This is a genomic window from Streptomyces sp. ISL-96, assembly GCF_018614035.1.
GTDB lineage: Bacteria > Actinomycetota > Actinomycetes > Streptomycetales > Streptomycetaceae > Streptomyces.
Genome location: NZ_JAGGPA010000025.1, coordinates 64,979 through 91,033 on the forward strand (window position 1 = coordinate 64,979; position 26,055 = coordinate 91,033).

The 26,055-nt window shown below is 71.1% G+C and carries 29 protein-coding genes and 2 pseudogenes; 14 read left to right on the forward strand and 17 right to left on the reverse strand.

What is annotated here, in order from left to right; all coding sequences use genetic code 11:
• Positions 1 to 118: 118 nt before the first annotated feature.
• Positions 119 to 1,564, forward strand: coding sequence for an oligosaccharide flippase family protein (locus J7E96_RS16840; RefSeq protein WP_215132310.1), 1,446 nt, complete (start codon positions 119 to 121; stop codon positions 1,562 to 1,564).
• Between the two features lie 94 nt (positions 1,565 to 1,658).
• On the opposite strand, the gene J7E96_RS16845 is transcribed toward J7E96_RS16840, so the two are convergent.
• Genes J7E96_RS16845 through J7E96_RS16855 form a run of 3 tightly spaced genes read right to left on the reverse strand, consistent with a single transcriptional unit; the run spans position 1,659 to position 4,674 of the window.
• The gene (locus J7E96_RS16845; RefSeq protein ID WP_215132322.1) at positions 1,659 to 2,783 is read right to left on the reverse strand and encodes a glycosyltransferase family 4 protein; all 1,125 of its coding nucleotides are present in this window, start codon (positions 2,781 to 2,783) and stop codon (positions 1,659 to 1,661) included.
• A complete protein-coding gene (locus J7E96_RS16850) occupies positions 2,780 to 3,937 on the reverse strand; it encodes a glycosyltransferase family 4 protein (protein WP_215132327.1) in 1,158 nt (385 codons plus the stop codon). The genes J7E96_RS16845 and J7E96_RS16850 overlap by 4 nt, the downstream gene beginning before the upstream one ends.
• Positions 3,934 to 4,674, reverse strand: a complete 741-nt coding sequence (locus tag J7E96_RS16855; protein ID WP_215132333.1) for an FkbM family methyltransferase — start codon at positions 4,672 to 4,674, stop codon at positions 3,934 to 3,936. Before J7E96_RS16855 ends, J7E96_RS16850 begins: the two co-directional genes overlap by 4 nt.
• A 358-nt stretch (positions 4,675 to 5,032) precedes the next feature.
• Between J7E96_RS16855 and J7E96_RS16860 the strand changes: the two genes are divergently transcribed.
• The gene (locus J7E96_RS16860) at positions 5,033 to 5,677 is read left to right on the forward strand and encodes a hypothetical protein (protein ID WP_215132338.1); all 645 of its coding nucleotides are present in this window, start codon (positions 5,033 to 5,035) and stop codon (positions 5,675 to 5,677) included.
• A 157-nt stretch (positions 5,678 to 5,834) separates the two neighbouring features.
• Here the strand turns inward: J7E96_RS16860 and J7E96_RS16865 are convergent.
• Positions 5,835 to 6,089, reverse strand: a pseudogene (locus J7E96_RS16865) (hypothetical protein); the annotation flags it as partial.
• Between the two features lie 121 nt (positions 6,090 to 6,210).
• On the opposite strand from J7E96_RS16865, the gene J7E96_RS38835 reads away from it, so the two are divergent.
• The gene (locus J7E96_RS38835) at positions 6,211 to 6,540 is read left to right on the forward strand and encodes a carbohydrate-binding protein (RefSeq protein WP_374196690.1); all 330 of its coding nucleotides are present in this window, start codon (positions 6,211 to 6,213) and stop codon (positions 6,538 to 6,540) included.
• On the opposite strand, the gene J7E96_RS16870 is transcribed toward J7E96_RS38835, so the two are convergent.
• The 5 genes and pseudogenes from J7E96_RS16870 to J7E96_RS16895 all read right to left on the reverse strand — a co-directional run bounded on the left by J7E96_RS16870 (position 6,429) and on the right by J7E96_RS16895 (position 10,198).
• A complete protein-coding gene (locus J7E96_RS16870; RefSeq protein ID WP_215132343.1) occupies positions 6,429 to 6,950 on the reverse strand; it encodes an AAA family ATPase in 522 nt (173 codons plus the stop codon). The two genes, J7E96_RS38835 and J7E96_RS16870, sit on opposite strands and share 112 nt — an antisense overlap.
• A 202-nt stretch (positions 6,951 to 7,152) precedes the next feature.
• Entirely contained in the window at positions 7,153 to 7,512 is a 360-nt protein-coding gene (locus J7E96_RS16875; RefSeq protein WP_215132348.1) for a hypothetical protein, read from the reverse strand.
• 55 nt (positions 7,513 to 7,567) lie between these two features.
• Positions 7,568 to 8,094 (reverse strand): annotated as a pseudogene (locus J7E96_RS37470) (NAD(P)H-dependent oxidoreductase).
• An 89-nt stretch (positions 8,095 to 8,183) separates the two neighbouring features.
• Complete coding sequence (locus tag J7E96_RS16890) at positions 8,184 to 9,269, reverse strand: LLM class flavin-dependent oxidoreductase (RefSeq protein ID WP_215132357.1); 1,086 nt, start codon at positions 9,267 to 9,269, stop codon at positions 8,184 to 8,186.
• A gap of 134 nt (positions 9,270 to 9,403) precedes the next feature.
• Positions 9,404 to 10,198: an MBL fold metallo-hydrolase gene (locus J7E96_RS16895; RefSeq protein ID WP_215132362.1), complete on the reverse strand. Its 795-nt coding sequence runs from the start codon at positions 10,196 to 10,198 to the stop codon at positions 9,404 to 9,406.
• An 87-nt stretch (positions 10,199 to 10,285) separates the two neighbouring features.
• Between J7E96_RS16895 and J7E96_RS16900 the strand changes: the two genes are divergently transcribed.
• Positions 10,286 to 10,879: an ABATE domain-containing protein gene (locus J7E96_RS16900; RefSeq protein WP_215132364.1), complete on the forward strand. Its 594-nt coding sequence runs from the start codon at positions 10,286 to 10,288 to the stop codon at positions 10,877 to 10,879.
• Between the two features lie 186 nt (positions 10,880 to 11,065).
• Here the strand turns inward: J7E96_RS16900 and J7E96_RS16905 are convergent, their stop codons facing one another.
• A complete protein-coding gene (locus tag J7E96_RS16905; protein ID WP_215132365.1) occupies positions 11,066 to 12,070 on the reverse strand; it encodes a MerR family transcriptional regulator in 1,005 nt (334 codons plus the stop codon).
• Positions 12,071 to 12,073: 3 nt separating this feature from the next.
• On the reverse strand, positions 12,074 to 12,742 hold the full coding sequence (locus J7E96_RS16910) for a HEAT repeat domain-containing protein (RefSeq protein WP_215132369.1): 669 nt from the start codon (positions 12,740 to 12,742) through the stop codon (positions 12,074 to 12,076).
• 177 nt (positions 12,743 to 12,919) lie between these two features.
• Between J7E96_RS16910 and J7E96_RS16915 the strand changes: the two genes are divergently transcribed.
• The 3 genes from J7E96_RS16915 to J7E96_RS16925 are packed head-to-tail and all read left to right on the forward strand — an operon-like array spanning position 12,920 to position 14,300.
• Positions 12,920 to 13,756 carry an NAD(P)H-binding protein gene (locus J7E96_RS16915; RefSeq protein ID WP_215132370.1) on the forward strand — a complete coding sequence of 279 codons (837 nt, stop codon included), beginning with the start codon at positions 12,920 to 12,922 and terminating at the stop codon, positions 13,754 to 13,756.
• 59 nt (positions 13,757 to 13,815) lie between these two features.
• Positions 13,816 to 13,995, forward strand: coding sequence for a hypothetical protein (locus J7E96_RS16920; RefSeq protein ID WP_215132374.1), 180 nt, complete (start codon positions 13,816 to 13,818; stop codon positions 13,993 to 13,995).
• Entirely contained in the window at positions 13,992 to 14,300 is a 309-nt protein-coding gene (locus J7E96_RS16925; protein WP_215132379.1) for a hypothetical protein, read from the forward strand. The genes J7E96_RS16920 and J7E96_RS16925 overlap by 4 nt, the downstream gene beginning before the upstream one ends.
• Position 14,301: 1 nt before the next feature.
• Here J7E96_RS16925 and J7E96_RS16930 read toward each other — a convergent pair whose 3' ends face one another.
• Complete coding sequence (locus J7E96_RS16930) at positions 14,302 to 14,880, reverse strand: YdeI family protein (protein ID WP_215132384.1); 579 nt, start codon at positions 14,878 to 14,880, stop codon at positions 14,302 to 14,304.
• 80 nt (positions 14,881 to 14,960) lie between these two features.
• Between J7E96_RS16930 and J7E96_RS16935 the strand changes: the two genes are divergently transcribed.
• The 3 genes from J7E96_RS16935 (at position 14,961) to J7E96_RS16945 (ending at position 17,204) form a co-directional block, all read left to right on the forward strand.
• Entirely contained in the window at positions 14,961 to 15,128 is a 168-nt protein-coding gene (locus tag J7E96_RS16935) for a hypothetical protein (protein WP_215132388.1), read from the forward strand.
• Positions 15,129 to 15,204: 76 nt separating this feature from the next.
• Positions 15,205 to 15,987: a VOC family protein gene (locus tag J7E96_RS16940; protein WP_215132393.1), complete on the forward strand. Its 783-nt coding sequence runs from the start codon at positions 15,205 to 15,207 to the stop codon at positions 15,985 to 15,987.
• A gap of 35 nt (positions 15,988 to 16,022) precedes the next feature.
• Positions 16,023 to 17,204 carry a methyltransferase gene (locus J7E96_RS16945; RefSeq protein ID WP_215132399.1) on the forward strand — a complete coding sequence of 394 codons (1,182 nt, stop codon included), beginning with the start codon at positions 16,023 to 16,025 and terminating at the stop codon, positions 17,202 to 17,204.
• A 48-nt stretch (positions 17,205 to 17,252) separates the two neighbouring features.
• Here J7E96_RS16945 and J7E96_RS16950 read toward each other — a convergent pair whose 3' ends face one another.
• Positions 17,253 to 18,695, reverse strand: coding sequence for a PLP-dependent aminotransferase family protein (locus tag J7E96_RS16950; RefSeq protein WP_215132404.1), 1,443 nt, complete (start codon positions 18,693 to 18,695; stop codon positions 17,253 to 17,255).
• Here J7E96_RS16950 and J7E96_RS16955 point away from each other — a divergent pair.
• Together J7E96_RS16955 and J7E96_RS16960 are read left to right on the forward strand one after the other, a co-directional pair.
• Positions 18,694 to 19,608 carry a DMT family transporter gene (locus J7E96_RS16955; protein WP_215132407.1) on the forward strand — a complete coding sequence of 305 codons (915 nt, stop codon included), beginning with the start codon at positions 18,694 to 18,696 and terminating at the stop codon, positions 19,606 to 19,608. The genes J7E96_RS16950 and J7E96_RS16955 overlap by 2 nt on opposite strands.
• An 86-nt stretch (positions 19,609 to 19,694) precedes the next feature.
• Complete coding sequence (locus J7E96_RS16960) at positions 19,695 to 19,904, forward strand: DUF1918 domain-containing protein (RefSeq protein WP_215132409.1); 210 nt, start codon at positions 19,695 to 19,697, stop codon at positions 19,902 to 19,904.
• 13 nt (positions 19,905 to 19,917) lie between these two features.
• On the opposite strand, the gene J7E96_RS16965 is transcribed toward J7E96_RS16960, so the two are convergent.
• Positions 19,918 to 21,159 carry a glycoside hydrolase family 10 protein gene (locus tag J7E96_RS16965; RefSeq protein WP_215132411.1) on the reverse strand — a complete coding sequence of 414 codons (1,242 nt, stop codon included), beginning with the start codon at positions 21,157 to 21,159 and terminating at the stop codon, positions 19,918 to 19,920.
• 170 nt (positions 21,160 to 21,329) lie between these two features.
• Here J7E96_RS16965 and J7E96_RS16970 point away from each other — a divergent pair, with 170 nt between their 5' ends.
• A complete protein-coding gene (locus J7E96_RS16970; RefSeq protein WP_215132412.1) occupies positions 21,330 to 22,190 on the forward strand; it encodes a 3-hydroxybutyryl-CoA dehydrogenase in 861 nt (286 codons plus the stop codon).
• 131 nt (positions 22,191 to 22,321) lie between these two features.
• Positions 22,322 to 22,579 (forward strand): hypothetical protein, encoded by a 258-nt coding sequence (locus J7E96_RS16975; protein ID WP_215132414.1) that lies wholly within the window; start codon positions 22,322 to 22,324, stop codon positions 22,577 to 22,579.
• Positions 22,580 to 22,592: 13 nt separating this feature from the next.
• On the opposite strand, the gene J7E96_RS16980 is transcribed toward J7E96_RS16975, so the two are convergent.
• The 3 genes from J7E96_RS16980 to J7E96_RS16990 form a co-directional block, all read right to left on the reverse strand.
• Positions 22,593 to 23,123 carry an NUDIX hydrolase gene (locus tag J7E96_RS16980; RefSeq protein ID WP_215132416.1) on the reverse strand — a complete coding sequence of 177 codons (531 nt, stop codon included), beginning with the start codon at positions 23,121 to 23,123 and terminating at the stop codon, positions 22,593 to 22,595.
• 51 nt (positions 23,124 to 23,174) lie between these two features.
• Entirely contained in the window at positions 23,175 to 24,515 is a 1,341-nt protein-coding gene (locus tag J7E96_RS16985) for a transcriptional regulator (RefSeq protein ID WP_215132418.1), read from the reverse strand.
• A gap of 274 nt (positions 24,516 to 24,789) precedes the next feature.
• Positions 24,790 to 25,878 carry a PP2C family protein-serine/threonine phosphatase gene (locus J7E96_RS16990; RefSeq protein ID WP_215132420.1) on the reverse strand — a complete coding sequence of 363 codons (1,089 nt, stop codon included), beginning with the start codon at positions 25,876 to 25,878 and terminating at the stop codon, positions 24,790 to 24,792.
• Positions 25,879 to 26,055 lie beyond the last annotated feature (177 nt).

Here is a 26,055-nt window from a genome sequence, read left to right on the forward strand (position 1 = left end):
GTGCGAGACCGTCCGTGCCGGCGCCAGGCGTCGGCACGGCGCGGACCCTCTCCCCACCGGACTACGGCCCGGCGTCGCTCTTCGCGCGGCGCCCGCTCCCGGCCGGCGAACCCACCGGATGACCACCGCCCACTCCGCCGTGCACAGCCTGCTGTGGAACTTCGCGGGCGCCGCGCAGGCCGTCATCCTCCAGCTCGGCTACACCGCTGTGACCGCACGGCTCGTGGAGCCCGCCGCCTTCGGGGCGTACGCCATCGCGACCGCCGCAGTCGGAATCCTCGCCTACTTCGCCAACGGCGGCGTGTCCGTCTGCCTGCTCCGAGCTCCCCGGCTCACCCGGCCGCTCACCCGCCTTGCCCTGCGCACGACCGCCGTCACCGGCTGCTGCTGCTTCGTGGCCGCGCAGCTCGCCGCACCGGCCGTCGGCCTGCTCTGGGACATGGAAGGGCTGGTATCACTGGTGCGGCTGTTGAGCACTCAGTTCCTCGTCACTCCCATGTCCCTCGCGGCCACGGCCGCCCTGCGGCGCTGCGGACATGCGGCGCGAGTGGTCCGTCTGGAACTGCTGGGCCAGGCCTCGGGGTTCGGCCTCTCCCTCGCACTGCTGGTAGCCGGCTGGAGCCCGTACGCCCTCGCCGTGGCCACACCGCTCGCCGCATCCGTGGTACTCGCCGGATCGCTGCGGCTGCTGGCCGCACAACCGCTGCCGGACGGGCCGCGTCCGCCACTGGCGGAGCTGCTCGGTCCGTCCACCTTCTTCACCGGTTTCAGCCTGGTGCAGTACGGGTGCAACACCGCTCCCCTCTGGCTTGTCGGCGCCATGTTCGGCCCGGCCGCAGCCGGGTACTACTCGCGGGCATCCCTCTTCACCCAGCTTCCGGTGGCGATGCTGGCCCAGGGCATCAACCGTGCGGCCGCGCCCGCCCTCACCGAGTCGCGCGGCAGCAAGGGCGAGTACGACACGCTGTGCGGGGCCTCGGCGATCGGCCTGATCGGGTTCGGCGCCATCGCCGGTGTCGGTCCCGCCCTGCTCGGTGTGCTGCTCGGCCCCGGCTGGGAGTCCGCCGGGCGGCTCGTGCCGCTGCTCGCGGTGGGCGCGGCGTTCTCCCTGCTGGCCTGGGTCGGTGACTCCATCAACCACGTGCGGCAGGCTCCGGGCGCCATGGTGGGTTCCCAGCTCGCTGCCGTGCTGGCGATCGCGTGCGGCCTGGTCGCCGCGTTCCGGCAGGAGAGTCTGTCCGTGCTCCTGGCAGCCGCGGTGGCCGGCCCGGTCGCCGCGCACGCCGTCCAGCTGGTGTGCTGGGGCGGCCCTCTGGCGATCTCCGTGCTGCGGGCGCACGCAGCGCATGCCGCGGTGGGCGGTGCCGTCTTCGGGGTCTGCCACGCGGGCCTCGTCCAGGGCCCGTACCTCGGACTCGTGGCCGCACTGCCGCTCGCCGCCGGGGTCGCGCTCCTTCGGGACCGGCTGCCCGCCTACGCGATGGCGCGCCGACGAGGCCTGATCCGTTTCGGCAGAGGCACCATTGGCTCGCATGCCGTCGCCCGCTCCTCGGACCGGCCGTGAGACGGCCGGCCCGGCCCCACCCTGTGCGCGTGCTTTGTGTCAAGCCGATGGAGGACGTCCGGGTCCGCGCCCGGGAGCTGTTCGCTGTGTCCGGTCACGCACTGCCGTGGACGAGGCATTCCAGACCACGGGCGAACCTGTTGGCCATCGCTTCGACCGTGTAGCGCGTCGCGTCGGCGCGGCAGGCGCGCCGCAGGGAAGCCAACCGGCCGGGATCGGCGAGGAGCGCGGCCACGGCCGCCGCGTAGCAGTCGGCGTCGCCGTCGACCACCAGGGCGTTGCGCCCGTCCTCCAGATACTCGAACTCTGGGCTGTGCAGGGGCCAGACACAGGTCACCAGCGGTGTTCGGAGCGCGAAGGAGTCCACCGCGCAGAGTCCGACGGTTCCCGGCATCAGCATGACGTCGGCGGCGGCGCCGAGCAGCGCCTTGTCCCCGTCATGGGCGTGCCCCACATGGACGACCGGGCCGCCGGCGGCCGCCACCAGATCGCGTTGGGCGCCGTCGCCCGCGACCAGCAGCCGGAAGCCGGGGACACGGTGGGCGATCGCCTCGGCCGCGGCCAGCAGGAAAGGGATTCGCTTGTTCCGGTCGAGCCCGCCGATGTACAGCCCGGTCAGCCCGGGGTTCAGCCCGTACCGCTCACGCAGGGCCGCCACCTCGGCGTCCGTGACCGCGTCGCGCGCCGAGGCCAGCGACCGGCTGTCGAGTGCGTTCTGCACTACCGTGACCCGCTGCGGCGGCATCCCGGCCCGCACCGCGTACTCACCGCCCGCGTCGGTGTACGCGAAGAACCAGTCGGCCCTGCGGGTCAGCGCCGCCTTGGCCCATCGCTCGGGCAAGCGGTGCCGCATGCTGTAGGTCCGCCCGTGCCCCCACAGTGCGACCGGCGTCCTGCGGCGTCGACGGGCGAGCAGCGGGTACGCGTCGATCTGGTGCAGCGCCTGGGGCAGCACGAGCGCGTCACAGGAGCGCGCCAGCGCGCCGAGCGGACGCCACACGATGCGGCGCCCGCCGATCCACAAGTCGCGCTGTGGTAGCTCGATCGCGCCGGGCAGCGTGACACTGTCGCGGCGGTCCACCCAGTAGCCGGTCGGCGTACCGTGGGCGATGGCCAACTCGATGTCGCGCTCGGCCAGTTGATCGGCGAGCCGGGCATAGAAAGGCAGCCGGTACGAGGTCATGTACGGCTGCACGAAGACGACACGAGCCCTTTTCATACCGGCTCCAGGGGCATGGCCGTGCCGCGGAGTTCTTCGTAGAGCCGCACCATCCGTCCGGTCCAGACCTCTTCGCTGTACGCCTCCTCGTACACCCGCCGGCAGTGGGCACGCAGAGCCGGGAAGCTGCTGCCCACCTCGCGCAGCACTCGGTCCAGCGGCTCCTCCCAGCCGGTGACGGCGCCGGTGCCCTCGGCCCGCACCGCGTCGTGCGTCGCGGAACCTTCGAAGGCGAGTACGGGAAGGCCGGCGGCGAGCGCCTCGATGTACACCAGCGGCATGCCCTCGTACCAGCGGCTGGGGAAGACGAGGCCGCGGTAGCCCGGCAGTCTGTGCCGCAGCTCGGTGCGGCCGAGCACGCCGTGGAACCGCACCGAGCGTGGTGCGGCGGCGCGGCAGTCCTCCTCCAGCGGACCGTTGCCGATGACGTCCAGCGGTGCGTCGGCCGGCCAACGGCGGAGGAGGTCGAGGATGCCCTTCTCCGCGGTGAGCTTGCCCGCGTACACCCAGCGTTCCCCGGCCTCGACGGCCGGGCCGTCCACCGACGGCACGAAGTTGGGGATGAGCGCCATGCGCCGCTCGTCCACCCCGGCGCGGGCATAGGTGGTGCGGCCGAGCTCGGAGAGGACCACGATCCGGTCGGCGCGGCGCAGCAGCGGGTCGGCGGCCGCTCCGCCACGTCCCGCCCAGGTCAGCGGCAGTGTGGCGAGCCGGGAACCGCGGTAGCAGCCGGCACGCAGCCCGGCCCAGCGGTCCCCGTCCACGCACCTGGTGCAGATCGCGCCGTCGCGGTAGAGCGTCGCCGCCGCGCAGATCGGGCGGAAGTTGTGCAGCGTCGTCACGAGCGGACCGCGCCATCCGGTCAGCCAGTCGCGGCCGAAGTTGGGGAAGAGGTTGTGTACGTGCACGATGTCCGGGGAGAAGGCCCGCAGTTCGGGAAGGGGGGAGCGGCCGCGCCCGCCGGCCACCGTGACCGCGCACCGGACCGCGTGCAGCGGGCGGGTCCGCAGTTCGTCGGTGTGCGCGGCGACCATCCGTACTTCGTGCCCGGCCCTGCGCAGCGCCTCCGCATGGTCGAGGGGGGCCTCGTTCTCACCCCCGGGGGCGGAGGTGCTGTAGAAGCTGTGGACCAGGGCGATCCGCAGCGGCCTCATACGTGTGCCGCCTCTCGTGCGCGGAAGAACACCACGTCGCACTGGAGCATCTGACCGGACTGCGGGTCGGTGAAGCCGGGGATGACGGACATCGGGGTGAGACCGAGATCCGACTGGAGTAGGTTCAACGCCTCGTTGAAGAGCAGCCCGCCCTCGTACAGCGGAACGAAGGACGTCTCGGTCTGGATGCCGAGGCAGTCCGCCGCGTGGGCGCCCGCACCGCGCAGCACGTGTGCCTCGTATCCCTGGACGTCCATCTTGAGAAAGACCCGCTCGCCCGGGACGACGATCTGCTCCCACAGATCGTCGAGCCGGCGGATCTCGGCCGTCTGCTCGCCGGTGTAACCGGCGTGCGGGGCCGCCTGCGAGTGGCGTTCCAGCATCGGGAGCACCGAACTGCTGGCGCCCGCGTTGCCGGCGACGTTCATCACGATGGTGCCGGTGCGCTCGCCGAGCGCGTACGGCAGCACGGTCCAGGCGGGGTCGGACGCTGCCAGGCGGCGCAGTTCCGCACGCGGCCCGCTCAGCGGCTCGAAGGAGACGATGCGGCCCTGATAGCCGCTGCGACGCAGTATCGTCCCGTATCCACCGCAGTGTGCGCCCGTGTCGATGACCAGGTCGATCCCGAACTGTCCCATGAGCTGGACGAGTTGCGGACCTGACCAGGTCGCCGGGTAGCGGGCGATGTCGATGCCGAGACGCTGTACGGCGCTGCGTACGCGGTGGAGGAGGGTCACGGTCGTACTGCTCCTTTGCATGGCTGCCCAGAGAAGTCGGCGATTTCCCCACAGCACCCGCCGCCGTGGGTGGCCAAGAATGTCGAGGATTCGCGCATCGCCGTGTCGGGCCGAGGTTCGAGTGATGCCGGAGCCGAGCTGGAACGGCATCTCCGTGAATCATCCACACCTTAGTGTCCTTTACTCGCGTGCATGGCACATAACACGACTGGCTTCCCACCCATCCAGAAACCCGTCACGTTCAAACAGGTGGTGAATTGCATCCCCCGGCGGAATCAGGAAGCACCTTGGGGTGACGGCGGCCGGGGAACGTGTGGCGGCCTGAAGGCCATCGAAAGATCGGCCTAGCGTGCTGGGCGTGGCCAATGCGAAGAGCGTCATCAAATCAGTGATCGGTCCGCTGAACCGTCCGGTTGCCCAGTCCCGGCTTGCCCTGGCCGTGAAGTCGCCGAATCCCTTGAAGATCGAAATCGGCAGCCACGCAGCCCGACGTCCGGGCTGGATCTGCACCGATATCTCCTGGCGCACACGGCACTACCTGGATGCCACGAGGAGGTGGCCGGTCCCCACCGCCTCGGCGAGCCATGTCTACGCGGACAACATGATCGAGCACATCCGTCTGGAGCCCAATCGCCGCATGTTCCGTGAGGCGCATCGCGCACTCGTCCCGGGTGGACGCATCAGGTTGTCCACTCCGGACGTGGAGCACGTGGTCCGGCTTTACACGGCACACGACCAGGAGACCCGACTGGAGATGGAGAGGTGGCGCCGGAAAGGCTACGAGATCCATCACCCCATCGATCTGCTGCGCACGACTTTCCAGGATTGCGGCCATCACATCGGATACCTGTGGGACTTTCCCACTCTGACGACCGAACTCGAATCGGCCGGTTTCAAGAATGTCCGCCGCTGTGAGCCAGGAAAGAGCGACGACCCCGATCTCAGGAACCTGGAGGTCCGCCCCGACTTTGCTCTGACCGTGGAGGCGGAGGCGACCGGCTGAGAGCCGGACGAACTCGCCGGCCGGATCACCGCGGAAGCCCCGATCGGTACCGTCCCGGTCAACATCACGGTCAGCGACACGGAGCGGCGTCGCGCGGCGGACATCGCCAACCCACCGGTACCCCGCGGCGCGAGTTCCTGCACACCGACGACCTGGCCCGCTCCAGCGCGGCAACTTCACGCGCGAAGCGGCGCCGGAACTCGTCCTGCGCGGCGAGTTCGGCGTGCACCACTTTGACGGCGACGGTACGTCCGCCGGCGGACCGGGCGAGATTGACGCGGCCCGTGCCGCCGGACCCGAGCGTGCCGTGGAGGCGGAACGGGCCGATCTGGGCCGGATCTTCGGGCGTCAGGGCATTCACGCCCGGATCTCCACACAAAGCCTGGTCTAGACCTTGACAGGTACAGACCATTGCGGTTCGGTATGGGACACCCCCACGAAAGGGCTACCCCCATGAATGCCCCACGCGTGTCCCCGTGCTGCGACGCCTGGCCACCCTGTTCGCCGCGCTCTGTACGGCTGTTGGGCTGGCCGTGTTCCTCCCCGCCACCTCCGCCTTGGCCGCCGAATGCGCGGCCGGGTGGAGCTCGTTGACCGTCTACACGGGCGGCAAGACCGCCTCGTACAACGGCCACAACTGGATGGCCAAGTGGTGGACCCAGAACGAACGCCGCGGTTCCGCGGACGTCTGGTCCGACCAGGGCGCCTGTGGTTGTTGCCACCTGCGCCTGTTTCGCGTGGCGATTGGGCCTCAACTCTTGACGGCCTCTGCGATCTGCAGGGCGGCCTGGGCGGGCGTGAGGTGCGTGGTGTCGACGACCTCGGCCTCGCCGTGTAGCCACGTGCGGGCCGCCTCGGCGTAGGGCTCAAGGTATTTGAGACGGAATGGGGAGGGGCCAAGAAGAGTGTCGCCCTCGATGCGCCCGCGGAGGGTGTCTTGGTCAGCGTGGAGGACGAAGTGCCGTACGGGAATGGCATGTTGGGCGAGGCCCGTGCTGATCTCGCGCCAGTACTGCTCGACCAAGATAGTCATGGGCATCACCAGAGTGCCGCCGGTGTAGTCGAGTACGCGGCGGGCGGTCTCGACTACGAGCGGCCGCCACGGCGGCCAGTGCTGGAAGTTGTCCGTCCCGGGCAGCCCCGGCGTGATGTCCATGAGTGTCTCGCCGACCTTCTCGGCGTCGAACACCCGTGAATCCGGGATCAGCTGCTGCACGAGTGCGCTGGTCGTCGTCTTGCCTGCGCCGTGGGTGCCGTTGAGCCATACGATCACGGGACCCAACGCTAGCGCTGTGCGGGCCGCGGGAACGGGCACAGCAGAAATCCGGTACGGCTTCGGCGTTTCTCAGGGGTGGTGTCAACCACCAAGATCAGGGGTCACCTATCTCGAAAAGTCGCAGGATGGGCCAACCCCGGCGCTCAGACGGGCCAACTCAAGCGCTAAAGGGCCAACTCAGCCGCTCAGTCTCACGAAGTCACGCCTTCCAGGCGCGCGCGGAGCCCTTGCGGGCCGCGACGATGGCCGCAGGCGCAGCCACGAAGGCGAGGCCGGCGCACAGGACGGCGAGGATCGGGTAGCTGGTGATGGCGACGACGATGCCGGAGGCCAGGCCGCCGACGGCGCCCGCGACGGCGATGGCGACGTCGACCAGTCCCTGGACCTTGGCGCGGGTGGCCAGGGGCGTGCTGTTGGTAACGATCGCGGTGCCGGTGACCAAGCCGAAGCTCCAGCCGATGCCGAGCAGGACGAGGGCAAGGGTGATCAGAGTGAAGGAGTGGCCGGGCGCGAGGGCGGCGACTACTCCCGCGGTGAGCAGCGTGCCGGCCGTCGCCACGCTCTTCGGGGAGGCCGGGGTGGAGGTTTTACCGGGCGGGGCGGTCCGGTGGTCATCAGGCGGTGGTCAGGTGTGCGCGGGACGGGAGAGCGCGGGCGAACTGGCCGGTGAAGCCGGCCAGTTGCCGCTCGTCATCGTGGTCGGGGGTCAGCGCGCCGTCCGGGGCGGTCGTGATGTGCCGGTCCAGGACGAACCGGCCCTGGCAGACCTGGGCGCCGAGCGAGGTGAGGACCGGGCGCAGGGCGTAGTCGGGGGCGAGGACGTGGGCCGGGCTGCCGCCGGTGGCCAGGGGAAGCACCGGTTTCCCGGTGAACGCGTGCTGGGGCAGCAGGCCGGAGTAGGCGGCCTTGGAGATGGGGGTGGCCACGACGAGGGCGTCGGCCTGGGCAACCAGGCTCACGGCGCGGGCGAGGGACGCTTCGCGGTGTCCGCGGTGAGCAGCGGGGCCGCAGGCAGGCCACGCAGGGCGAGTACGTGCGTCCGGTGGCCGCGGGCCCGCAGGCCCGCGGCGGTGTGCTCGGCCAGGAGGGCGGTACGGGACGTACGGGAGGGGCTGCCGGACAGGGTGAGGACAGTGGCCAGGGGAACTCCTCGGGAACTCCTGCGGGATCAGGGGGACTTGCCGGTGAAGGGTGGTGGGCGTTGGTGGGCGGAGGTCCGCCCGTCCGACGTCAGCGCGGGCTGTCGGGCATGCCGTAGGCGTCGGCGATCAGCTCGGTGGAACGCAGCCGGGCCTGGAGGGAGTGGCCGACGCTGCCGATCATGAGCTCGTCGGCGCCGGAGTCCCGCTGGACCTGGTTCAGGTGGGCGGTGACCTGCTCGGGGGTGCCGTGCGGGACGTGGTTCAGCCAGCTGTCGACGGCCTGGCGTTCCTGGGCGTCGTAGGTGTAGGCGTCCACTTCCTCGGGGGGCGGCAGCAGGTAGGACTTGCGCTGGAACATGCGGAGCATGGCGTGCGCGAGGGTGCCGGCCTGGCGGCGGGCCTCACGTTCGTCGTCGGATGCCGCGACGGTGAAGCTGACCAGCGCGTACGGCTCGGCCAGGGCCTCGGACGGAGTGAACCGCTCGCGGTACAGACGCAGGGCGGCCACGACATCGCGCGGGTTGAAGTGCGCGGCGAAGGCGAACGGCAGGCCTAGCCGGGCGGCGAGCTGCGCCGAGTAGCCGGACGAGCCGAGCAGCCACACCGGCAGTCGGCCGGTGGGCGGGGTGACGCCGTTGAGCCGGTCCTGGGCGGGCCCCGGCACGGCGTACACGCGGTCGGCGTAGGGGTGCTCGGCCGGGAAGTCGTCGCCGAGGAAGTGCAGCAGCTCGGCCACCTGCTGGGGGAAGTCCTCGTCGCCGCTCGCGCCGCGGCGCAGGGCGGCGGCCGTGGCGTGATCGGTGCCCGGGGCGCGGCCCAGACCCAGGTCGATACGGCCGGGGGCGAGGGCCTCCAGCATGCCGAACTGTTCGGCGACGACCAGCGGCGGATGGTTGGGCAGCATGATCCCGCCCGCGCCGAGCCGCAGCTTGCTGGTCTCCGCGGTGAGCCGGGACAGCAGGACGGGAGGGCTGGAGGTGGAGACGCCGGGCATGGCGTGGTGCTCGTTCATCCAGTAGCGGGTGAAGCCGCGCCGGTCGGCGAGCCGGGCGAGTTCGATACTGCCGGCCAGCGCCTCTGCGGCGGTCTGGCCGGTGCCGGTCATGGCGGAGTCCAGTACGGACAGGGCGGTGGGGGCGGAGCCATGGCGGGTGCCGCGGATCGGGTCGGTCATGGTCGTGCGGTCCTTCAGTTTCGAGGTGCGCGGCGTGCAGTGAGTGGGGGGCCGGGCGCCGGCCGACAGTCGCGGCGGGTCTCTGTCGGTCGGCGCCCGGCCGTGTCCGGCGTACGTTCCCGACGAACGTGGGGTCAGCCGCGGACGCCGAAGTCGACGCGGTCGGCGAGACCGGCGGCGGCAAAGGCGGCGACGAGCTCGTCGCGGCCCTCGGTGAAGTGGGCCCAGCTGTCGTAGTGGACGGGGACCACGCGGCCGGCGTCGAGGATCTTCGCGGCCTCTGCGGCCTGGGGGCTGTCCAGGACGATCAGCCCGCCGTCGAAGACATCGGAGAAGCGGGGCGCTCCGGCGAAGAGGAGGGCCGTGTCCACCGGGGCGAAGCGCTCAGCGATGCCCTTGACCGCCTCGAGCGAGGCGTTGTCGCCGCTGACGTAGACGGTGGGCAGGCCCTCGCCGGTCAGGACGAACCCGACGACCTCACCGCAGATCGGCTCGACCTCCTCGCGCGGGCCGGGGCCGTGGATGGCGGGCACGCCCGTCACAGTGACCGTGCCGGGTCCGCCGTCCCGGCGCTCAAGCTCGACCGACTGCCAGTCGGCGAGGCCGGTGGCCGCCTCCCCGAGACGCTCCCCACCGCCGGGGGTGGTGAGCGTCAGCGGGACGTCGGCGAGCAGGGCCCGGCCGGAGATGTCGAGGTTGTCGGCGTGCTCGTCGTGCGAGAGCAGGACCACGTCGACGCGGCCGAGATCGGCCGGGCTGCCGTCAGCCGCCGCCGTCTTCGTCAGCACGACGGCCGGTGCCTGGTGGTCGCCGGGGCCGTCGAAGGTCGGGTCGGTGAGAATGCGCAGGCCGCCGTACTCGAAGAGGGCAGTCGGGCCGCCGAAAACGCGGACGGGGAAGGGGGCAGTCTGCAGGGTCGGGGAAGGCACGAAAAGAGTTCCTCACGGATAGATTGCGTGTTAACCGTGAATCGACTGTATGCCTCACGGATGAATGCAACCCGTACCATGAGAAGCATGGAAGAGTTCGTGATGGAAGAAGCCGCCCTGTCGTCGGCGCCGGGCGAGGCGGAGCACCCCTCCCTGGCCCTGGCCAACAGCGCCGTCGCGCTGCCCGGCGGGCACACGGCCGACCTCCTGGGAACCCCGGCGCAGGCCGAGCGGTGGCTGGCGCGGCGCGACCTCGCCCCGGACGGTGCCGGCTTGGCGGAGGTATGCGCGACGCAGCTGCGCGCGTTGCGTGAACAGGTCAGGTCGCTGCTGGCCTCCCGTGTCGCCGGGCAGCCCGCCCTGCCCGCCGCCGTCACGGCGGTCAACGACGCGATGACCCGCGTCCCCACCGCATCCCTGCTGCTGTGGGACGAGAAGACCGGGCCTTACCGCGCCACGCCCCACCCCACCACCGCGATCGTCGAGCACGCTCTCGCGGTCATCGCCGCCGACGCCGCCGACCTGCTCACCTCCCCCGACGCCGCCCGCCTGACCGCCTGCGCCTCCCCGCCCTGCAACCGCTTCCTGCTCAAGCACGGCCGCCGCCAGTGGTGCTCCACCCGCTGCGGCGACCGCGCCCGCGCCGCCCGCGCCTACGCCCGCCGCACCACGACGGAGTGATGCGTCGTCGCCGAGCGTTCTATCTGGCGCTTCATGCGAGTACTGGTGGTCCGACGAGGCGGCACTGCGGCTGCGCCGCGATTGCGTCGCCTTCCCGAAACTGAGCGCGGCACTTGGCGATCGGTGCCAGATAGAGCGCTCTGGAACACCTGGAAGTGGACCACCGTGACCTCGTCGAGAGGTACGTCACCGTGCGTCGCGTAGCTGAAGAAGGTACGTCGCAGTCAGCGCAACGGCACGGTCCTCGTCATGCGACAACTCCACGAGGGCACGTGACGCCGTCGTCCCCGGGACGGCCGCCAATGCCTGGGTCAGTCGTCCGCGCGCAGGGGCTTTGGTGGCGTTGTGGGCGAGGCGGTCGACGAGCCTGGTCGCGAGCTGATCCGCCGTCGCGGTGTCGCTCGCCAGCACGCTCAGTGCATCGGCCGCATCGGTATCGTTTCTTCCCTCCACGATCATGTCGATGAGCGTCGGGACCGCTTCGGCCACTCCACGTGTCCCGAGCGCCAGAGCCGCATACCCGCGGACCACGACGTCGGGGTTCGCGAGAGCGTCCCGCAGCTGCGCGGCAGCCTCACCACCGGGCATCTCGGCGAGGGACTGAACAGCACGTTTCCGCACCGCGGCCACCGGTGAGCCCAGGCCCTCCGCCAGCAGTGCCGGGCCGCCGTCGCCCGATCGCGACAGCGCCCAGCGAAGGGCTCCGGCGACGTTCGGCTCCGTCTCGCTCAGTGCCGCCTCGACCAGGGCCTCCACCGGCACCGGAACCTCGCCGACCGAGGAAAGGGCCGCGCGCTGGCGCGCGTCGGCGCTCTTCGACCCCAGTGCCTGGAGGAGCGCGACAACCTGGAGGACGTCCTCCCAGCCTGCCGGTTCCGTGGCATCGATCCGGCGCAGCCGCGTGAGCAGCTCGGTCTCGGCCGCGATGCGTTCGCGTGTCTGGCGGATGAGGTCGCCGACGAGCGCCGAGGGCGTGAAGCCGGGATCGTCGAGCGCGCGCCCGATCTCACGCAGCGACAGCCCCAGCGACCGCAGGCTCTCGATATGGAAGATCCGACGGATGTCCTCGCCGGAGTACTCCCGATAACCGGAGCCCGTACGACCGGAAGGCCGCACCAGGCCTAGCGATTCGTAGTGCCGGAGCATGCGGGCGCTGACCCCGGACCGTCGCGCCACCTCACCGATCAACACGTCCTATCGTCCCTCCCGGCCGGACCCGCCGAGGGCCACGACGCGCTTGGCCGCCTCGATCGCGAACTCGAATCCGGCGTCCGGCTCGCGCAGCAGCCGTTGTGTGGCGAGCGCGTGCGCGCGCACGCGCGGTTCAGGGGCCGTCGTCGCGGCACGCAGAGCGGGCACAATCGCCTCACCCAGCGCGACCAGTGCCCGGCTGAGACTCAGCTGCGTCTCCCGCTCACCGCGCCCGAGCTGCGTCGCCAGCACCGCGGCCAGTGCGGACTCCTCGCCTTCCGGTACGAGCACGACCGCGGCCCGCCAGGCGCTCCGCGCCACCTCGTCGTCGTCGGACAACAGCGCCCGTGTGATCGCCGGCCACGCCTGCCGGTCCCCGATCTTGGACAGCGTGTGCAGCGCCTGGCTCCGTGCCTGCGCATGCTCCGAGCGGACTTCGCGGACCAGCGCGGGGAGCGTCATGGACACCGGGTGGCGGGTGAGCGCCCAGGTCAGCATGTCGCGGACGAGGAACTCGGGCTCGATCGCGCATCGCTCGATGAGCTTGCCGACGAAGCGCGGGTCAGTCGTCGTGCCGACCGCCAGAGCAGCCCGCAGTCGCACGGACGAACGGCCGTCCTCCAGCCCTTGGAACGCTCGTATCGCATCCGTGTCCTGTCTCATGGTCGTCATCGAGACCACCTCCTTGGCAAGCAGTGAAGGCCCTGTCACCGTGTCAAGGTCAAGCGGCGCCCCGGGGTCAGCGGCGCTTTCTCCGCCCTGCAGGCCAACCATGATGTAGACGAATGCGTATGGAAGCGAGCGTGCTCGCCATGGCTGTCGCAGGTCGCGCCTGGTTCGCTGGAGCGCATGAGTGACGAGACGATTTTGGTGACAGGCGGTACGGGCAAGACGGGCCGCCGGGTGGTGCGGCTGCTCCAGGAGCGGGGCGTGCCGGTGCGGGCGGCGTCCCGTTCGGGTGCGACGCGTTTCGACTGGACGGACCGCGCCACCTGGGAGCCGGCGCTGCGGGGCGTCGCGGCGGTGTATCTGGTCGCGCCCGACCTCGGTGGCCCGCAGGCCGCGGAGGCCATCGCCGCCTTCACGCGGCAGGCCGCGGCGGCCGGGGCGAGGCGGGCGGTGCTGGTGTCCGTGCCCGAGACCGGGGGCCTGGACGACGAGCACGTCCTGGCCGCGGAGCGGGCGCTGGGCGAAGCGGGCCTGGACTGGACGGTGTTGCGGCTGCGCTGGTTCTTCCAGAACTTCAGCGAGGACTTCTTGCGTGACCCCGTCCTGAGCGGCGAGGTACGGGTGCCTGCCGGAGACGGCAAAGAGGGGTTCATCGACGCCGAGGACATCGCCGAGGTGGCGGTCGCCGCCCTGACCGAGGACGGGCACGCCGGGCGGCACTACGAACTGACCGGCCCCCGGCTGATGACCTTCGCGGACACGGTCGCGGAGATCGCCCGGGCCACCGGCCGCGACATCCGTTACGTGCCGTTGACCACGGAGGCGTACGCGGACGAACAGCGCGCGCAGGGCGTGCCTGAGGAATGGGTGCGGGTGCTGGCCGGCCCGTACGAGCAGGTGCGTTCCGGCCGCCTCGCCCGGCTCACCGACGATGTACGCCAGGTACTCGGCCGGGCGCCCCGGGACTTCTCCGACTACGCCCACAGCGCCGCCGCACAGGGAGCCTGGGCCACCTGACCGTGCCCCGAGCGCGAGGCGCCGTACAACCCGAGCCCCCGTCCGGTGGTCATACCGGCGTGGCTTCATCGATGATCCTCCGTGGCCGGGGCAGCAGCGCCATCCTCCAGGACGGCAGTACCCTCGCCGTCGACGAGATCGTCCTCACCGACGGCGCCACCCACCGCCTGAGCGGCCTCAACGCCACCGCCACGGCCGCCTTCACCGAGGCCTCGGCGGCGCCCTGCTCCACGCCGTGATCGACGAGGTGCTGCGCAGGGTTGTCGTGCGACGCCGGGGTATCACCGTCCGCGCCCGGGCCGTGGGCAAGTACAGCAAGAAGACGACGCTGTACGCCTACACCGACGCGAACGGCGTGGAGCACGAGTACAAGAGCCGGCTGAGCGTTGCGGACATCGACGTCACGTACGACCCCGAGAAGCCGTCGCGGGCCGCCTCGCGGGTCTCTTCGGCCGCCGTCGTCCCGAAGCTCGTTTCGATGGCGGTGGCCTCCGCCTTCTGCCTGTTCGTCGCGTACCACATGGTGCTCGGAATGCTCGGCTGACTCAGCCGGGCCCCTCACCGTCCGCCAGCATGTGCAGGGCTCTTTGGAGCCGGATCCGCCTGCTGTCCGGCGTGCGCGCCTGAAGCAGCGGCAGGATCACCAGATAGCGCCCGGTCTTGTCGAACGCCCCGAACGCCTTCTTCGCCTCAGGGTTCGCATCGAGCGCCGCCGCGAGGTCGGGTGGCACCGTCGCCGTCTTCTGCGACTCGTACGCCGCCGCCCAACGCCCGTCCCCCTGCGCCTTGCGCACCTCGGCCAGCCCTGGTTCACGCATCCGCCCCGTGGCCGCGAGGATCGCGACCTTGTCCACGTTCACCTGCGACCACAGGCTTCCCGGCCGGCGTGGCACATACTTCTGCAGGTAGTACTGCTCGTCGAGAGACCGGCGTTGCCCGGAGATCCAGCCGTAGCACAGACCGATGTCGACCAACTCGTCGCTGGTGACCGTCGCGATGCCGGACTTCTTCTTGGCGACCTTGACCCACACACCCTCGTGGCGCGTGTGATGCCCGGCCAGCCAGCTCTCGAACGCCCGGGCGTCCGCGAAGGCGACGATCTCCACTCCGTCGAGCTCATCCATGCGGCTCAGGCTATCGCCCGCCCATACATGAGTACTTCTACGGATTGCGGGAACGCCGCCGTGATCAAGAGAATGGCGCCATGAGTGAGCACGAGCGTTCTCCCGGAGTTCCCGCGTGGCCCGTCCGCCCCGCCCGTCGGCCCATAGAGACGGTGATGAAGGTGATCCTCGTGGTGGTCGGCGGGGCGATCGCGGCCATGCTGCTCTACGTGGCCTTCTTCGTCGCCGTCTTCTCCCTGTCCACCTGACCGCCCCAGGTAGGCCAGAAGCTGTCCTATACCGGGCCTAGCCTCGACGTACCAGCCCCGGACAGCAGGAGCAGCGATGAGCCTCGTCGACAGCAACCAGCCTGACTCCACGCCCACTTGGATCGACCTCGACGTCCCCGACCTGGACCGCGCGACGGAGTTCTACCGCGCGCTGTTCGGCTGGGACTTCCACACCGCCGCCCCCACCGCCGAGACCGGCGGCTACACCACGTGTCTGCTGCGCGGCCGGGCCGTGGCCGGCTTCGGGCCGGCCTCCGAGCGGGACCCGGCCCCCGGTTTCTGGCGCATGTACTTCGCCACCCAGGACTGCGACGCCACCGCCAGGCGCGTCGTCGACGCGGGCGGCACCCTGACGCAGGCTCCGCTGGACATCGCGGACCGGGGGCGCGTGGCTCTCGCCGTGGATCCGGTGGGTGCCCGGTTCGGCCTCTGGCAGGGCCGCACGCACCCCGGCTGCCGGATCGTGAACGAACCCGGCTCCCTGGTCCGCAACGATCTGAGTACGCCCGACCCCGACCCCGCGCGGGACTTCTACACGGCGCTCTTCGGCTTCACCCTCGACGGCAACGACGACCTCCCCGGCCTCGACTTCACCTTCCTGCGCCGGCCCGACGGTCACGAGATCGGCGGCATCTTCGGCGACCCCGCCGCCGCCGCCTCCGCCTGGCAGACCACCTTCGAGGTCGCGGACACCGACGCGGTGGCGGAGCGTGCGGTCGCCGCGGGAGGCGCGGCCGGTGAACCGACGGACTTCCCGTACGGCCGGTACGCGGAGATCACCGATCCGTTCGGCACCGCCTTCAGTGTGATCACCAGGCCGCCGTCCCGGCGTGAGTGAGGCGCGGACGGGCGCTCGGCTAGCCTGAGGGCACAATGAACCATTTGACGACGTCACTGGGCGAGTACGACCTCGTTCGCTTCCCCGAGGATCCTCGCGACAGGCTGCGCGCCTGGGACGCGGCGGACGAGTATCTGCTGCGGCATCTCGAAGGATCCGGCGACGGAACCGGCGATGGAACCGGCGACGCTCCCCCCGTGGACCTGTCCGGCACCGTCGTCGTGGTGGGCGACCGCTGGGGCGCCCTGGCCACCGCGCTCGCCGCCCACCGTCCCACGCAGATCACCGACTCCTTCCTCACCCAGCAGGCGACCCGGGTGAACCTGGAGCGCAATGGGATCGATACGTCGGCGGTGCGTCTGCTCTCCACCCGGGAGGCCCCGCCGGAGCGGATCGACGTACTGCTGATCAGGGTGCCGAAGAGCCTCGCACTCCTCGAGGACCAGCTGCACCGGCTCGCTCCGCACGTCCACGCGGGCACGGTCGTCGTCGGCACGGGGATGGTCAAGGAGATCCACACCTCGACGCTCAGGCTGTTCGAGCGGATCCTCGGTACGACGCGGACGTCGCTGGCGGAGAAGAAGGCGCGGCTCATCTTCTGTACGCCGGACCCTGGGCTCGCCAGGGGCAGCGACCCGTGGCCGCACAGCTATGCGCTGCCGTCCGACGTCGGTGTGGTGTCCGGTCTTACGGTCACCAACCACGCGGGCATCTTCTGCGCCGAGCGACTCGACATCGGCACGCGATTCTTCCTGCGCCACCTCCCCCGGCGCCGTGGCGCCGAGCGCGTCGTGGACCTGGGCTGCGGCAACGGTGTGGTGGGGCTGGCGGCGGCGCTGGCCAACCCCGAGGCGGAGGTGGTGTTCACCGACGAGTCGTTCCAGGCGGTGGCGTCCGCGGAAGCCACGTTCCGGGCGAACGCCGGGGCGGACCGCAAGGCGGAGTTTCAGGTGGGCGACGGTCTGTCGGGCGTGCCGGACGGGACGGTGGATCTCGTGCTGAACAATCCGCCGTTCCACAGCCATCAGGCGACGACGGACGCTACGGCGCGGCGGATGTTCGGCGGGGCGCGCGATGCGCTGCGTCCCGGTGGGGAGCTGTGGGTCATCGGCAACCGGCACCTTGGTTACCACGTGACGCTGCGGCGGATCTTCGGCAACAGCGAACTGGTGGCGAGCGACCCGAAGTTCGTCGTGCTGCGCGCCGTCAAGCGGTAGCCGCTGGAGCGGGGCCCGGGGCAGCGCCCCAGCTGGCCCCCGCAGGGCCTACCCGCCCGCCAGCAGCCCCGAGCACGCGCCCCGCAGCCGCCGTACGCCCTCCGTGATCTCGGCCGGGCCCGCCACGCCGGCGAAGCTCAGCCGGACGTGTCCCGCGCTCGGCTCCGCGCTGAAGTACGCGCGCCCCGGCGCGATCGCGACGCCCGCCCGGAGGGCCGCCGAGACCACCGCGCTCTCGTCCGCGCCGTCCGGCAGGCGCAGCCACAGGTTGTAGCCGCCCGCCGGGATGTGCGGGAGGGCGAGTTCGGGGAGGTCGAGGCGCAGGGCGGCGGCGAGGGTGTCGCGGCGGCCCCTCAACTCCGCGGCGACCGTGCGCAGGTGGCGCGGCCAGGCCGGGGAGCCGACCAGCTCGACAGCCGCCTCCTGAAGGGGCCGCGGCACGAAGAAGCTCTCGACGACCTGGATGGCCCGCAGCCGTTCCAGCACGGGCCCGCGCGCAGCCAGCGCGCACACCCGGAAGCTGGGCGAAGTCGCCTTGGTCAGGGAACAGACGTGCACGACCACACCGTCGTGGTCGTCCGTGGCGAGCGGCAGGGGCAGCGGCCCCGCGTCGTCGTGGACGAGCCGCCGCACGAAGTCGTCCTCGATCACGAAAGCCCCGGCCTCCCGCGCGATGCGCAACACCTCCGGGCGGCGCTCCGCCGAGAGCACCGCCCCGGTCGGGTTCTGGAAGAGCGGCTGGCAGACGAAGACGCGCGCACCAGTGGCCTTGAAGGCCGCGGCGAGGAGTTCGGGGCGTACGCCGTCCGAGTCGACCGGCACCGGTACCGGACGCAGTCCCGCCGCGCGGGCGATCGCCAGCATGCCGGGATACGTCGGCGACTCGACCAGCACCGGTGCGCCGGGCGGGGCCAGCGCGCGCAGGGCGGTCGTCAGCGCGCTCTGGCCGCCGGCGGCCACCAGGACCTCGGCGGCCGTGATGGCCCCGCCGATGCCCCGGGCGAACCATTCGCGCAGCTCGAAGACGCCGTCGATCGGGGGACGGCCCCAGGCGCCGGGGCGCCGGCCGGCCCGCGCCAGCGCGGCTGCCATCGCGCGCTCCGGCTGGAGGGAGGCGTGGAGGTAGCCGCTGTTGAACTCGATGACGCCGGGCGGCGGGGCGGCGAGGGTGACCAGGACGCCGGAGGCGTCGACCGAGCGCGGTACGAGTTCGCTGGTGGCGTTGGCACTGAGCGCGACCTCCTGCCAGGAGGTGTCGCCGGGCGCCGCCGTGTCCGGACGCGGCTGTGTACGGAACGCGCCCGCGCCGGGCCGGGTGACGACCAGCCCCTCGGCGGCGAGCTGGGCGAGGGCCCGCGCGACTGTCACGGGACTCACCCGGTAGCGCTCCACGAGCATCCGGCTCGACGGGAGCTTTCCACCGGGAGAGTAGTGGTTGAGTTCACGCCTGAGGGAATCGGCCAGTTCCGCGACACTGCTACGCTCGTGCATGACAGTACAGAATAGCGCTATCGACACCACGGCAGTAGCAGTAGGCACTAACGGAGCGGCCCGCAGCGGAACGCTCCTCGCCGCGCTCGGTGTCGTCGCCTTCTCGCTCACCTTCCCGGCCACCGCCTGGGGTCTCGAAGGTTTCGGCCCCTGGTCGCTGGTAGCCGTACGCAGCGTCCTCGCCGCCCTGGTCGCCGGCGCCGCGCTGCTCGCCCTGCGGATACCCGTACCGGCCCGCCGCCACTGGGCGGGCCTCGCCGTGGTGGGCGGTGGCGTGGTCCTCGGCTTCCCGATGCTGACCACGCTCGCTCTCCAGACGTCCACCACTTCGCACGCCGCGGTGGTGGTCGGGCTGCTGCCGCTGACCACCGCCGCCATGTCGGCGCTGCGCACCGGGGCCCGCCCGTCGCGCGCGTTCTGGCTGGCGGCCCTCGCCGGCGCCTCCGTGGTGATCGCCTTCACGGTGAGCGAGAGCGGCGGTGCGCTGTCCACCGGCGATCTGTACCTCTTCGGCGCCCTGCTGGTCTGCGCCGCCGGCTACACCGAGGGCGGCAGGCTGGCCCGCGAGATGGCCGGCTGGCAGGTCATCGGCTGGGCGCTGGTCATGTGCCTGCCGCTCGCCGTACCGGCTGCCGCCGTCGCGCTGGCCTTCGAGCCGGTGCACTTCACGGCACACAGCGTCGCGGGGCTCCTGTGGGTGGCGATCGGATCGCAGTTCCTGGGCCTGGTCGTCTGGTACCGCGGCATGGCGGAAATCGGCGTGTCCAAGGCCAGCCAGATCCAGCTCGCCCAGCCGCTGCTGACCCTGTTCTGGTCGGTCGCCCTCCTCGGCGAGCAGCTGTCCCCCGCCGCCCCGCTCGCGGCCGTCGGCGTACTCGTGTGCATCGCGGTCACCCAGCGCGCGCGGACCTGAACGGCGCAGCAGCGCGAGCGCCAACTCGGGCCCCCGGTCATAGACTGGCCTTACCTAGAGAGCCGGCCTCAAGAAGGGCACTTCCGATGCGAGCGAGCGTGGGCGACCAGCTGCTGGTGCACGGCAGGACCGTGGGTCACGAGGACAAGGTCGCGAAGATCGTCGAGGTGCTGGGGTCCGAGGGCAACCCGCCGTTCCGTGTCCGCTTCGACGACGGACACGAAGCGCTGGTGTCGCCGGGTCCGGACTCCGTCGTAAAGCACAAGAGTCCGACGGAACCCCCAACCCCGCAGTGAACCGACCGCCGGGTCAGCGGGGTGGTTCCACTCTGTCCGGGTAGTGGTCCGCCACTACCCGGTCCATCGCGCCGATGCGGTCCGCCGCGACCTCCTTCGCCGAGAAGAAGACGTGGCCCCGCACCTCGGCGTAATCCTTGCCGAGCGTGAGATGGCGCGAGAGCTCCGCCGGATCCTGCCAGGCCGCGGGCTGCGCCGGGTCACCGGCCTTGTAGAGGGCCTCGCCGGCGTACAGGTCGACCTTCGTGCCGCGTGCGACGTCGGCCCACCAGGGCAGCAGCGTGGCGTAGTCGGCCGCCGCGAAACCGATGTTCCAGTAGAGCTGCGGCACGATGTAGTCGATCCAGCCCTCCTTCACCCACTTCCTGGTGTCGGCGTGCAGATCGTCGTACGTCTGCACCCCGGCCCGGGTCTGTGAGCCGAGCGGGTCGGTCGCGGCGTTGCGCCACACCCCGAAGGGGCTGATCCCGAAGCGGACCTTCTTGTCCTTCTTCTTGACCGCCTTGATCCGGGCGGCCATCTCGCTCACCAGCCGGTCGGTGTTGTCGCGCCGCCAGGCGGCCCGGTCCGGGAAGCCGGCGCCGTGGCGCGCGTACGCGTCGTCGTCGTCGAAGACCTGCCCCGCCACCGGATACGGGTAGAAGTAGTCGTCCCAGTGCACGGCGTCGATGTCGTAGCGCTGTACGGCGTCCATCATCGCGTCCTGCACGAAGCTCCTGACCTCCGGCAGCCCCGGGTTGTAGTAGAGCTTCCCGCCGTACGGCAGGACCCACTCCCGGTGCACGCGCGCCGGATGCGAGGCGACCAGCCGCGACGGATCCGTGTGATTGGCCACGCGGTACGGGTTGAACCACGCGTGCAGCTCAAGATCCCGCCGGTGCGCCTCCTCCACCGCCGTCCCCAGCGGGTCCCAGCCCGGATCCTTGCCCTGTACGCCGGTGAGGTACTGCGACCAGGGCTCGTACGGCGAGGGCCACAGGGCGTCGGCGGTCGGCCGTACCTGGAACATCACCGCGTTCAGCCTGCGCCGTACCGCCGTGTCCAGATGGGCCAGCAGCTCGGCCTTCTGCTCGTCGGCGGTCAGGCCGGCCCTGGAGGGCCAGTCGCGGTTGGCGACGCTCGCCAGCCACATCCCCCGCAGCTCGCGCTTCGGCGCCCGGCGGCGGGCGGTGGCCGCCGCGTCCCCGGTGACCGCGAGCACGGACAGCGCCCCGGCCGCTGCCGCCAACAACCCTCTTCGACCGATCTGACCCATATGTCGCCCCTTACTAGGTGCATACGTCCCGTCGTATCCGCAGAGCATGCCCGCCCCGGCCCCTCACGCACACGTGGGTCCGGAGTAACGTCGGGGGCCGAGGCGGGCACCGGCACGGCCGGATGCCTGCCGAACTATTGATCAGCGAAAGGCACGATGTGACGGACTCCATGGCGGATGTGCAGCGCGTCGGAGTAGTGGGCTGCGGCCAGATGGGCGCAGGCATTGCCGAGGTGTGTGCCCGCAGCGGCCTCGAGGTGAAGGTCGCCGAGACCACGGGCGAGGCCCTGGAGATCGGCCGCACCCGGCTCTACAACTCCCTCTCGAAGGCCGCCGAGCGCGGCAAGATCACCGATGAGGAGCGGGACGAGACACTCGGCCGCCTCAGCTTCACGACCGACCTCGGCGAGTTCGCGGACCGCGACCTCGTGATCGAGGCGGTCGTCGAGAACGAGTCGATCAAGACCGAGATCTTCCAGGTCCTCGACCAGGTGGTGACCCGCCAGGACGCGATTCTCGCCTCCAACACCTCCTCGATCCCGCTGGTGAAGCTGGCCGTCGCGACCTCCCGCCCGGACCAGGTCATCGGCATCCACTTCTTCAACCCGGCCCCGGTGCAGAAGCTCGTCGAGCTGATCCCGGCGCTGACCACCTCCGAGGAGACCATCAAGCGCTCCGAGGCCGTGGTGCAGAACGTGCTCGGCAAGCACCCGATCCGCGCCCAGGACCGCTCGGGCTTCGTGGTCAACGCGCTCCTCATCCCGTACCTCCTCTCGGCGATCCGGATGTTCGAGTCAGGCATCGCCAGCCGCGAGGACATCGACAACGGCATGGAGATGGGCTGCGCCCACCCGATGGGCCCGCTCAAGCTCGCGGACCTGATCGGCCTGGACACGGTCGCCTCGGTCGCCGACTCGATGTACGACGAGTTCAAGGAGCCGCTGTACGCCGCTCCGCCGCTGCTGCAGCGCATGGTGGACGCGGGAAGGCTCGGGCGCAAGACGGGCTCCGGGTTCTATCCCTACTCCTGATTCGCACGGAGTGTGCGGGGCGTACACGCATATGCCCCGCACACACGCTCCCGCCATGGGCACAGGGCGAGTTGGCTCAGTGCCACATGCACAAGGCCGCCGGGCGGCCTTGCCGACAGAAGGAGCGGACCGTGAGTATCGACACCGATCAGACCGTGGTCGTCGAGGAGTACGCCGAGTTACGTCGCCGCCTCGACGTGGGGCTCACCAGGATCGACGGAAATCTGGCGCTGCTGGCCCACCGGGGCGACCAGGCCGACAGCGACCTGGCCGACCTGGCCGCGCGTGTGACGGCCCTGGAGCACCACCGCTGGCCGCTGCCCACCATCTCGGCACTCACCGCGGCAGGGGCTCTCGCGGTGACCCTCTGGCAGGCCCTCGGCCGCTAGGAACGCCGGCGCTCTAGCCGAGGCGCAGGTGGTGAAGCATCAGCAGCCCGGCCGCCATGTTGGCGGCCGGGACTTCGCCCCTGGCCACCATGTCGGGGACGAGTTTGAGCGGGACCCACTCGCGCCGCGAGGACTCGAAGTCGTCCTCGGGATGGCCGGTGTACGTCGCTTCCTCGGCCCAGTAGAGGTGGTGCCGGGCGTCGGTGAGGCCGTTGGACGGCTCGACGGTGAGCAGATGGCGCAGCGGCCCGGGCCGCCAGCCGGTCTCCTCCTCCATCTCCCGCGCCGCGGCGCTCTCGATGTCCTCCCCGTCCTCGACGACTCCGGCGGCGAGTTCCCAGCCCCAGCTGTCGGTGATGAAGCGGTGCCTCCAGAGCAACAGCACCTCGTTGGCCTCGTTGACCGCCGTCGCCACGGCCACCGGACGCAGTCGTATGACGAAGTGGTCGAGGTGCCGGCCGTCGGGGAGTTCGACGTCCGCGAGGTTGATCCGGAACCAACGGTTCTCGTACACAGCCTGTTCGCTTAAGTTCGTCCACTGCACTGTTTTGCCACCTTCCGACAAGTAGATGGCAACATCGCAGCAGGATCACGGTCACAGCGGAACGCGCAGAGCCCCGTCGATCAGTTCGGCCGCCTCTTCGGCACCGGAGCACCCGCTTCCCACCAGATGCTCGCGCACCGCCCGCAACCGGTCGCGCAGCCGCTGCGACTCCATCCCCTGGGCCCGCTGCGCCATCTCCGTCGCGATCTCCACCGCCCGGTCGGCCATGCCCTGCCGCAGCTCGATGTGGGTGAGCATGGCGAGCCGGTGCACCCGGCCCCTGTCGTGCGCGGGAGAACCGACCGCCGCGTCCGCGTGCTCGCGCGCGGCAGGCAGATCACCCAGGCTCAGCAGCGCCTCGGCCACCTGCACGTTCACCAGGCCGGGCTGGACGTAGCCGGTCTCGTCCGGTTCGCTGCCCGGTCTGATGCGCTCGGCCTCGCTCTCCGCACGCCGGATGCACGACAACGCGCCCTTGCCGTCACCGAGATGGGCGTACGCCTTGGCCTGCATCGCGTGCAGATCGGCGGCCAGCGCCGGCGTGATCTGCTTGCCCGCCGTGCGCAGCGCCGCCTCCGCGAAGGCCACCGCCTGCCGGTATTCGGCCATGAACAGCGACTGGTTGACGAGCAGCGCGATGATGTACGCGCCAAGTCCCCGGTCCCCGCTGGCCTTCGCGAGCCGCAGAGCCTGGTGGAAGTACCGCTGAGCGAGTCCCTGCGCGTCCGAGTCGTACGCGCAGATGCCGGCCACCGCCACCAGCCCCCCCGTGGCGCGGTGCAGGTGGCGTCCCATGGCGTTGGAGTAACTGCCCCTCAGCAAAGGCGCGGTCTCGGCGTTGAGGAAGCCCACGATGCGCGACCGGGTCGCGATGCCGCCGGCCTTCCGGTACATCAGCTCGTAGTGCGCTCTGGCCGCCCGCAGCATCTGTATGTCGGCGACGCTGACGCGCGTCTGCCCCTTGCGCGACACGTCCGCGTCCTCCGGCGGGTTCTCCCACTCCCATACGGGCATCACCGCCGGAGTCCCGGTCACAGCCGGCGCGCCGAGGATGTGCGGCCGCTGCTGCTCGTCGGAACGCCACAGCGCGGTGGCCCGCTCCACGAAGCCGGTCAGCGGGGAGCCGTGCGGCATGGCTTCCTCACCCGGCATGCCGAACCCGATGTCGTCCAGCGTTATCGGCCGGTGCAGCCGGGCCGCGAGGACCTCGCAGATCAGGTCGGGCACCTGGCCGCGCGGGCGCTGGCCCTTCAACCACCGGGCGACGGCGGTGTGTTCGTACCTCAGCGCCAGACCTCTCGCGCTGCCCGCCTGGTTCACATGGGCGGCGAGGCCGGCGTTGGAGATGCCCGCCTCGTCGAGCAGAGCGTCGAGCAGGGTATTCGGCTGCATGGGCCTCTCCGGTGGCTCGGTGGGGCCAATCGTAGTAGGGGTGCTTTCACACGGGGTGTGAACCAAGTGCCCGCGTTCGTGCCCCGCGTACTCTGCCGTACCACACCCGCATCCGATTGACTCTCAACCGCCTCCTAAAAGAGGCGGCCGGGCCGCCGGCTCCCCCTCGTACAGTGCGGCGGCCCGATCCCGCACCGTCCGCCCTGCCGGTCTGCCCGACACTCCGCGGCAGGGCGGACGGAGCTGTTCCGGCGGGTACCGGAGCGACGGCCGGTCACCGATTGGAGGATTCCGCGCGCGAACGGCGCAGCCCCTGATCCCCGGGCTGCGCCGGCATGCGCCTGCGGTCGTTGCGCACGACCAGCAGGGCGACGTCGTCGGCGAGCCGCCCGCCCGTGTGCCGCAGCAGCGCCGTGTGGACGCGCTGCACCACCACGGCCGGCGATACCGGCGAGCCCAGTGCGGCGGCCTCGGTGAGCGCCCGCTGGAGGCAGAAGAACGCCCCGGCGGCGTTCCGGGCGTCCTCCGCCCCGTCGGTGTGCAGAACGAGCGCGTCGCCGGGAAGCAGGCGCGTACAGCGGTGTACGGACAAGTCGGCGGGCAGTGGAAACATGCCGAGCGGCGGCATCGGGTCGCCGCCCGCGAGCTGTTCGGCGGTCCTGCGCAGCCGGTAGGGCCACGGGTGGCCGCAGTTGAGCGCCAGTACCTCGCCGTCCTCGTGGATTTCCAGCAGCAGTACGGTGACGAATTCCTCGGCCACCGGATTGTCCGGGTCCGCGCCGCTCACCGACGGGTGCTCGGACCGCGCCCGCTCCCGCAGGTGCCGTTGCAGCGCCCGCTCCAGCCGCCGCATGACGCCCGCCAGTTCGGCCTCGTCGTGCGCGGCCTCGCGGAAGCTGCCGAGCAGCGCGGCGACCGTCCCGATGGCGGCGAGACCGTGCCCCCGTACGTCACCGATGACGACCCGCACCCCGTGCACGGTGGCGACGGCCTCGTACAGATCGCCGCCGACCGTCGCCCCGGGGCTCGCGGACAGCTGCCCCGCCGCGAGGGCCAGCCCGTCGAGCCGGGGCGGCAGCGGCCGCAGCAGCACCTGCTGGGCGGCGCGCGCGACCTCACGGGCCCGGCGCAACTCCCGTACGAGGCCGAGCCGGACGCCGGTCAGCAGGTAGGCGACCAGCGCGAGGAAGGCCGCGCACGTGACAAAGCGGGGCGCCATCCCCTCATGCGACGCGAACGGGCAGGTCAGCTCCCAGACGGTCGCGGCGACGAGCCAGACGGCGGGCAGTCCGAAGACGAGGGCGCGCCGCGCGTACGGGACGCATGCGCGGCGTACGCTCCGCCAGGTCTCTGTACGGATCATCCCGACGGCCCCCTAGGCCCTGTACGACGCTGTCTGTACGACGCCGGCCCTCGTCGGCCGGAATGATTGTGCCGACCGTCCGTCCCTGTTCGCGCACCCCACCCCCACTTCTCACCCGAATGAGTGAGGGGCGCATCCGTAACTCCGGACACGCCCCTCAGTACTACCGCTTCACCA

Excerpts from the sequence above, each read along its gene's own strand:
- J7E96_RS16910 (WP_215132369.1), bottom strand. The coding sequence starts at position 12,742 with ATGACGACCATGAGACAGGACACGGATGCGATACGAGCGTTCCAAGGG.
- J7E96_RS16935 (WP_215132388.1), top strand. The coding sequence starts at position 14,961 with ATGAGTGAGCACGAGCGTTCTCCCGGAGTTCCCGCGTGGCCCGTCCGC.
- J7E96_RS16940 (WP_215132393.1), top strand. The coding sequence starts at position 15,205 with ATGAGCCTCGTCGACAGCAACCAGCCTGACTCCACGCCCACTTGGATC.
- J7E96_RS16990 (WP_215132420.1), bottom strand. The coding sequence starts at position 25,878 with ATGATCCGTACAGAGACCTGGCGGAGCGTACGCCGCGCATGCGTCCCG.
- J7E96_RS16930 (WP_215132384.1), bottom strand. The coding sequence starts at position 14,880 with ATGGATGAGCTCGACGGAGTGGAGATCGTCGCCTTCGCGGACGCCCGG.
- J7E96_RS16890 (WP_215132357.1), bottom strand. The coding sequence starts at position 9,269 with ATGACCGACCCGATCCGCGGCACCCGCCATGGCTCCGCCCCCACCGCC.
- J7E96_RS16960 (WP_215132409.1), top strand. The coding sequence starts at position 19,695 with ATGCGAGCGAGCGTGGGCGACCAGCTGCTGGTGCACGGCAGGACCGTG.
- J7E96_RS16985 (WP_215132418.1), bottom strand. The coding sequence starts at position 24,515 with ATGCAGCCGAATACCCTGCTCGACGCTCTGCTCGACGAGGCGGGCATC.
- J7E96_RS16850 (WP_215132327.1), bottom strand. The coding sequence starts at position 3,937 with ATGAGGCCGCTGCGGATCGCCCTGGTCCACAGCTTCTACAGCACCTCC.
- J7E96_RS16845 (WP_215132322.1), bottom strand. The coding sequence starts at position 2,783 with ATGAAAAGGGCTCGTGTCGTCTTCGTGCAGCCGTACATGACCTCGTAC.
- J7E96_RS16950 (WP_215132404.1), bottom strand. The coding sequence starts at position 18,695 with ATGCACGAGCGTAGCAGTGTCGCGGAACTGGCCGATTCCCTCAGGCGT.
- J7E96_RS16955 (WP_215132407.1), top strand. The coding sequence starts at position 18,694 with ATGACAGTACAGAATAGCGCTATCGACACCACGGCAGTAGCAGTAGGC.
- J7E96_RS16970 (WP_215132412.1), top strand. The coding sequence starts at position 21,330 with ATGGCGGATGTGCAGCGCGTCGGAGTAGTGGGCTGCGGCCAGATGGGC.
- J7E96_RS16900 (WP_215132364.1), top strand. The coding sequence starts at position 10,286 with ATGGAAGAGTTCGTGATGGAAGAAGCCGCCCTGTCGTCGGCGCCGGGC.
- J7E96_RS16915 (WP_215132370.1), top strand. The coding sequence starts at position 12,920 with ATGAGTGACGAGACGATTTTGGTGACAGGCGGTACGGGCAAGACGGGC.
- J7E96_RS16945 (WP_215132399.1), top strand. The coding sequence starts at position 16,023 with ATGAACCATTTGACGACGTCACTGGGCGAGTACGACCTCGTTCGCTTC.
- J7E96_RS16965 (WP_215132411.1), bottom strand. The coding sequence starts at position 21,159 with ATGGGTCAGATCGGTCGAAGAGGGTTGTTGGCGGCAGCGGCCGGGGCG.
- J7E96_RS16840 (WP_215132310.1), top strand. The coding sequence starts at position 119 with ATGACCACCGCCCACTCCGCCGTGCACAGCCTGCTGTGGAACTTCGCG.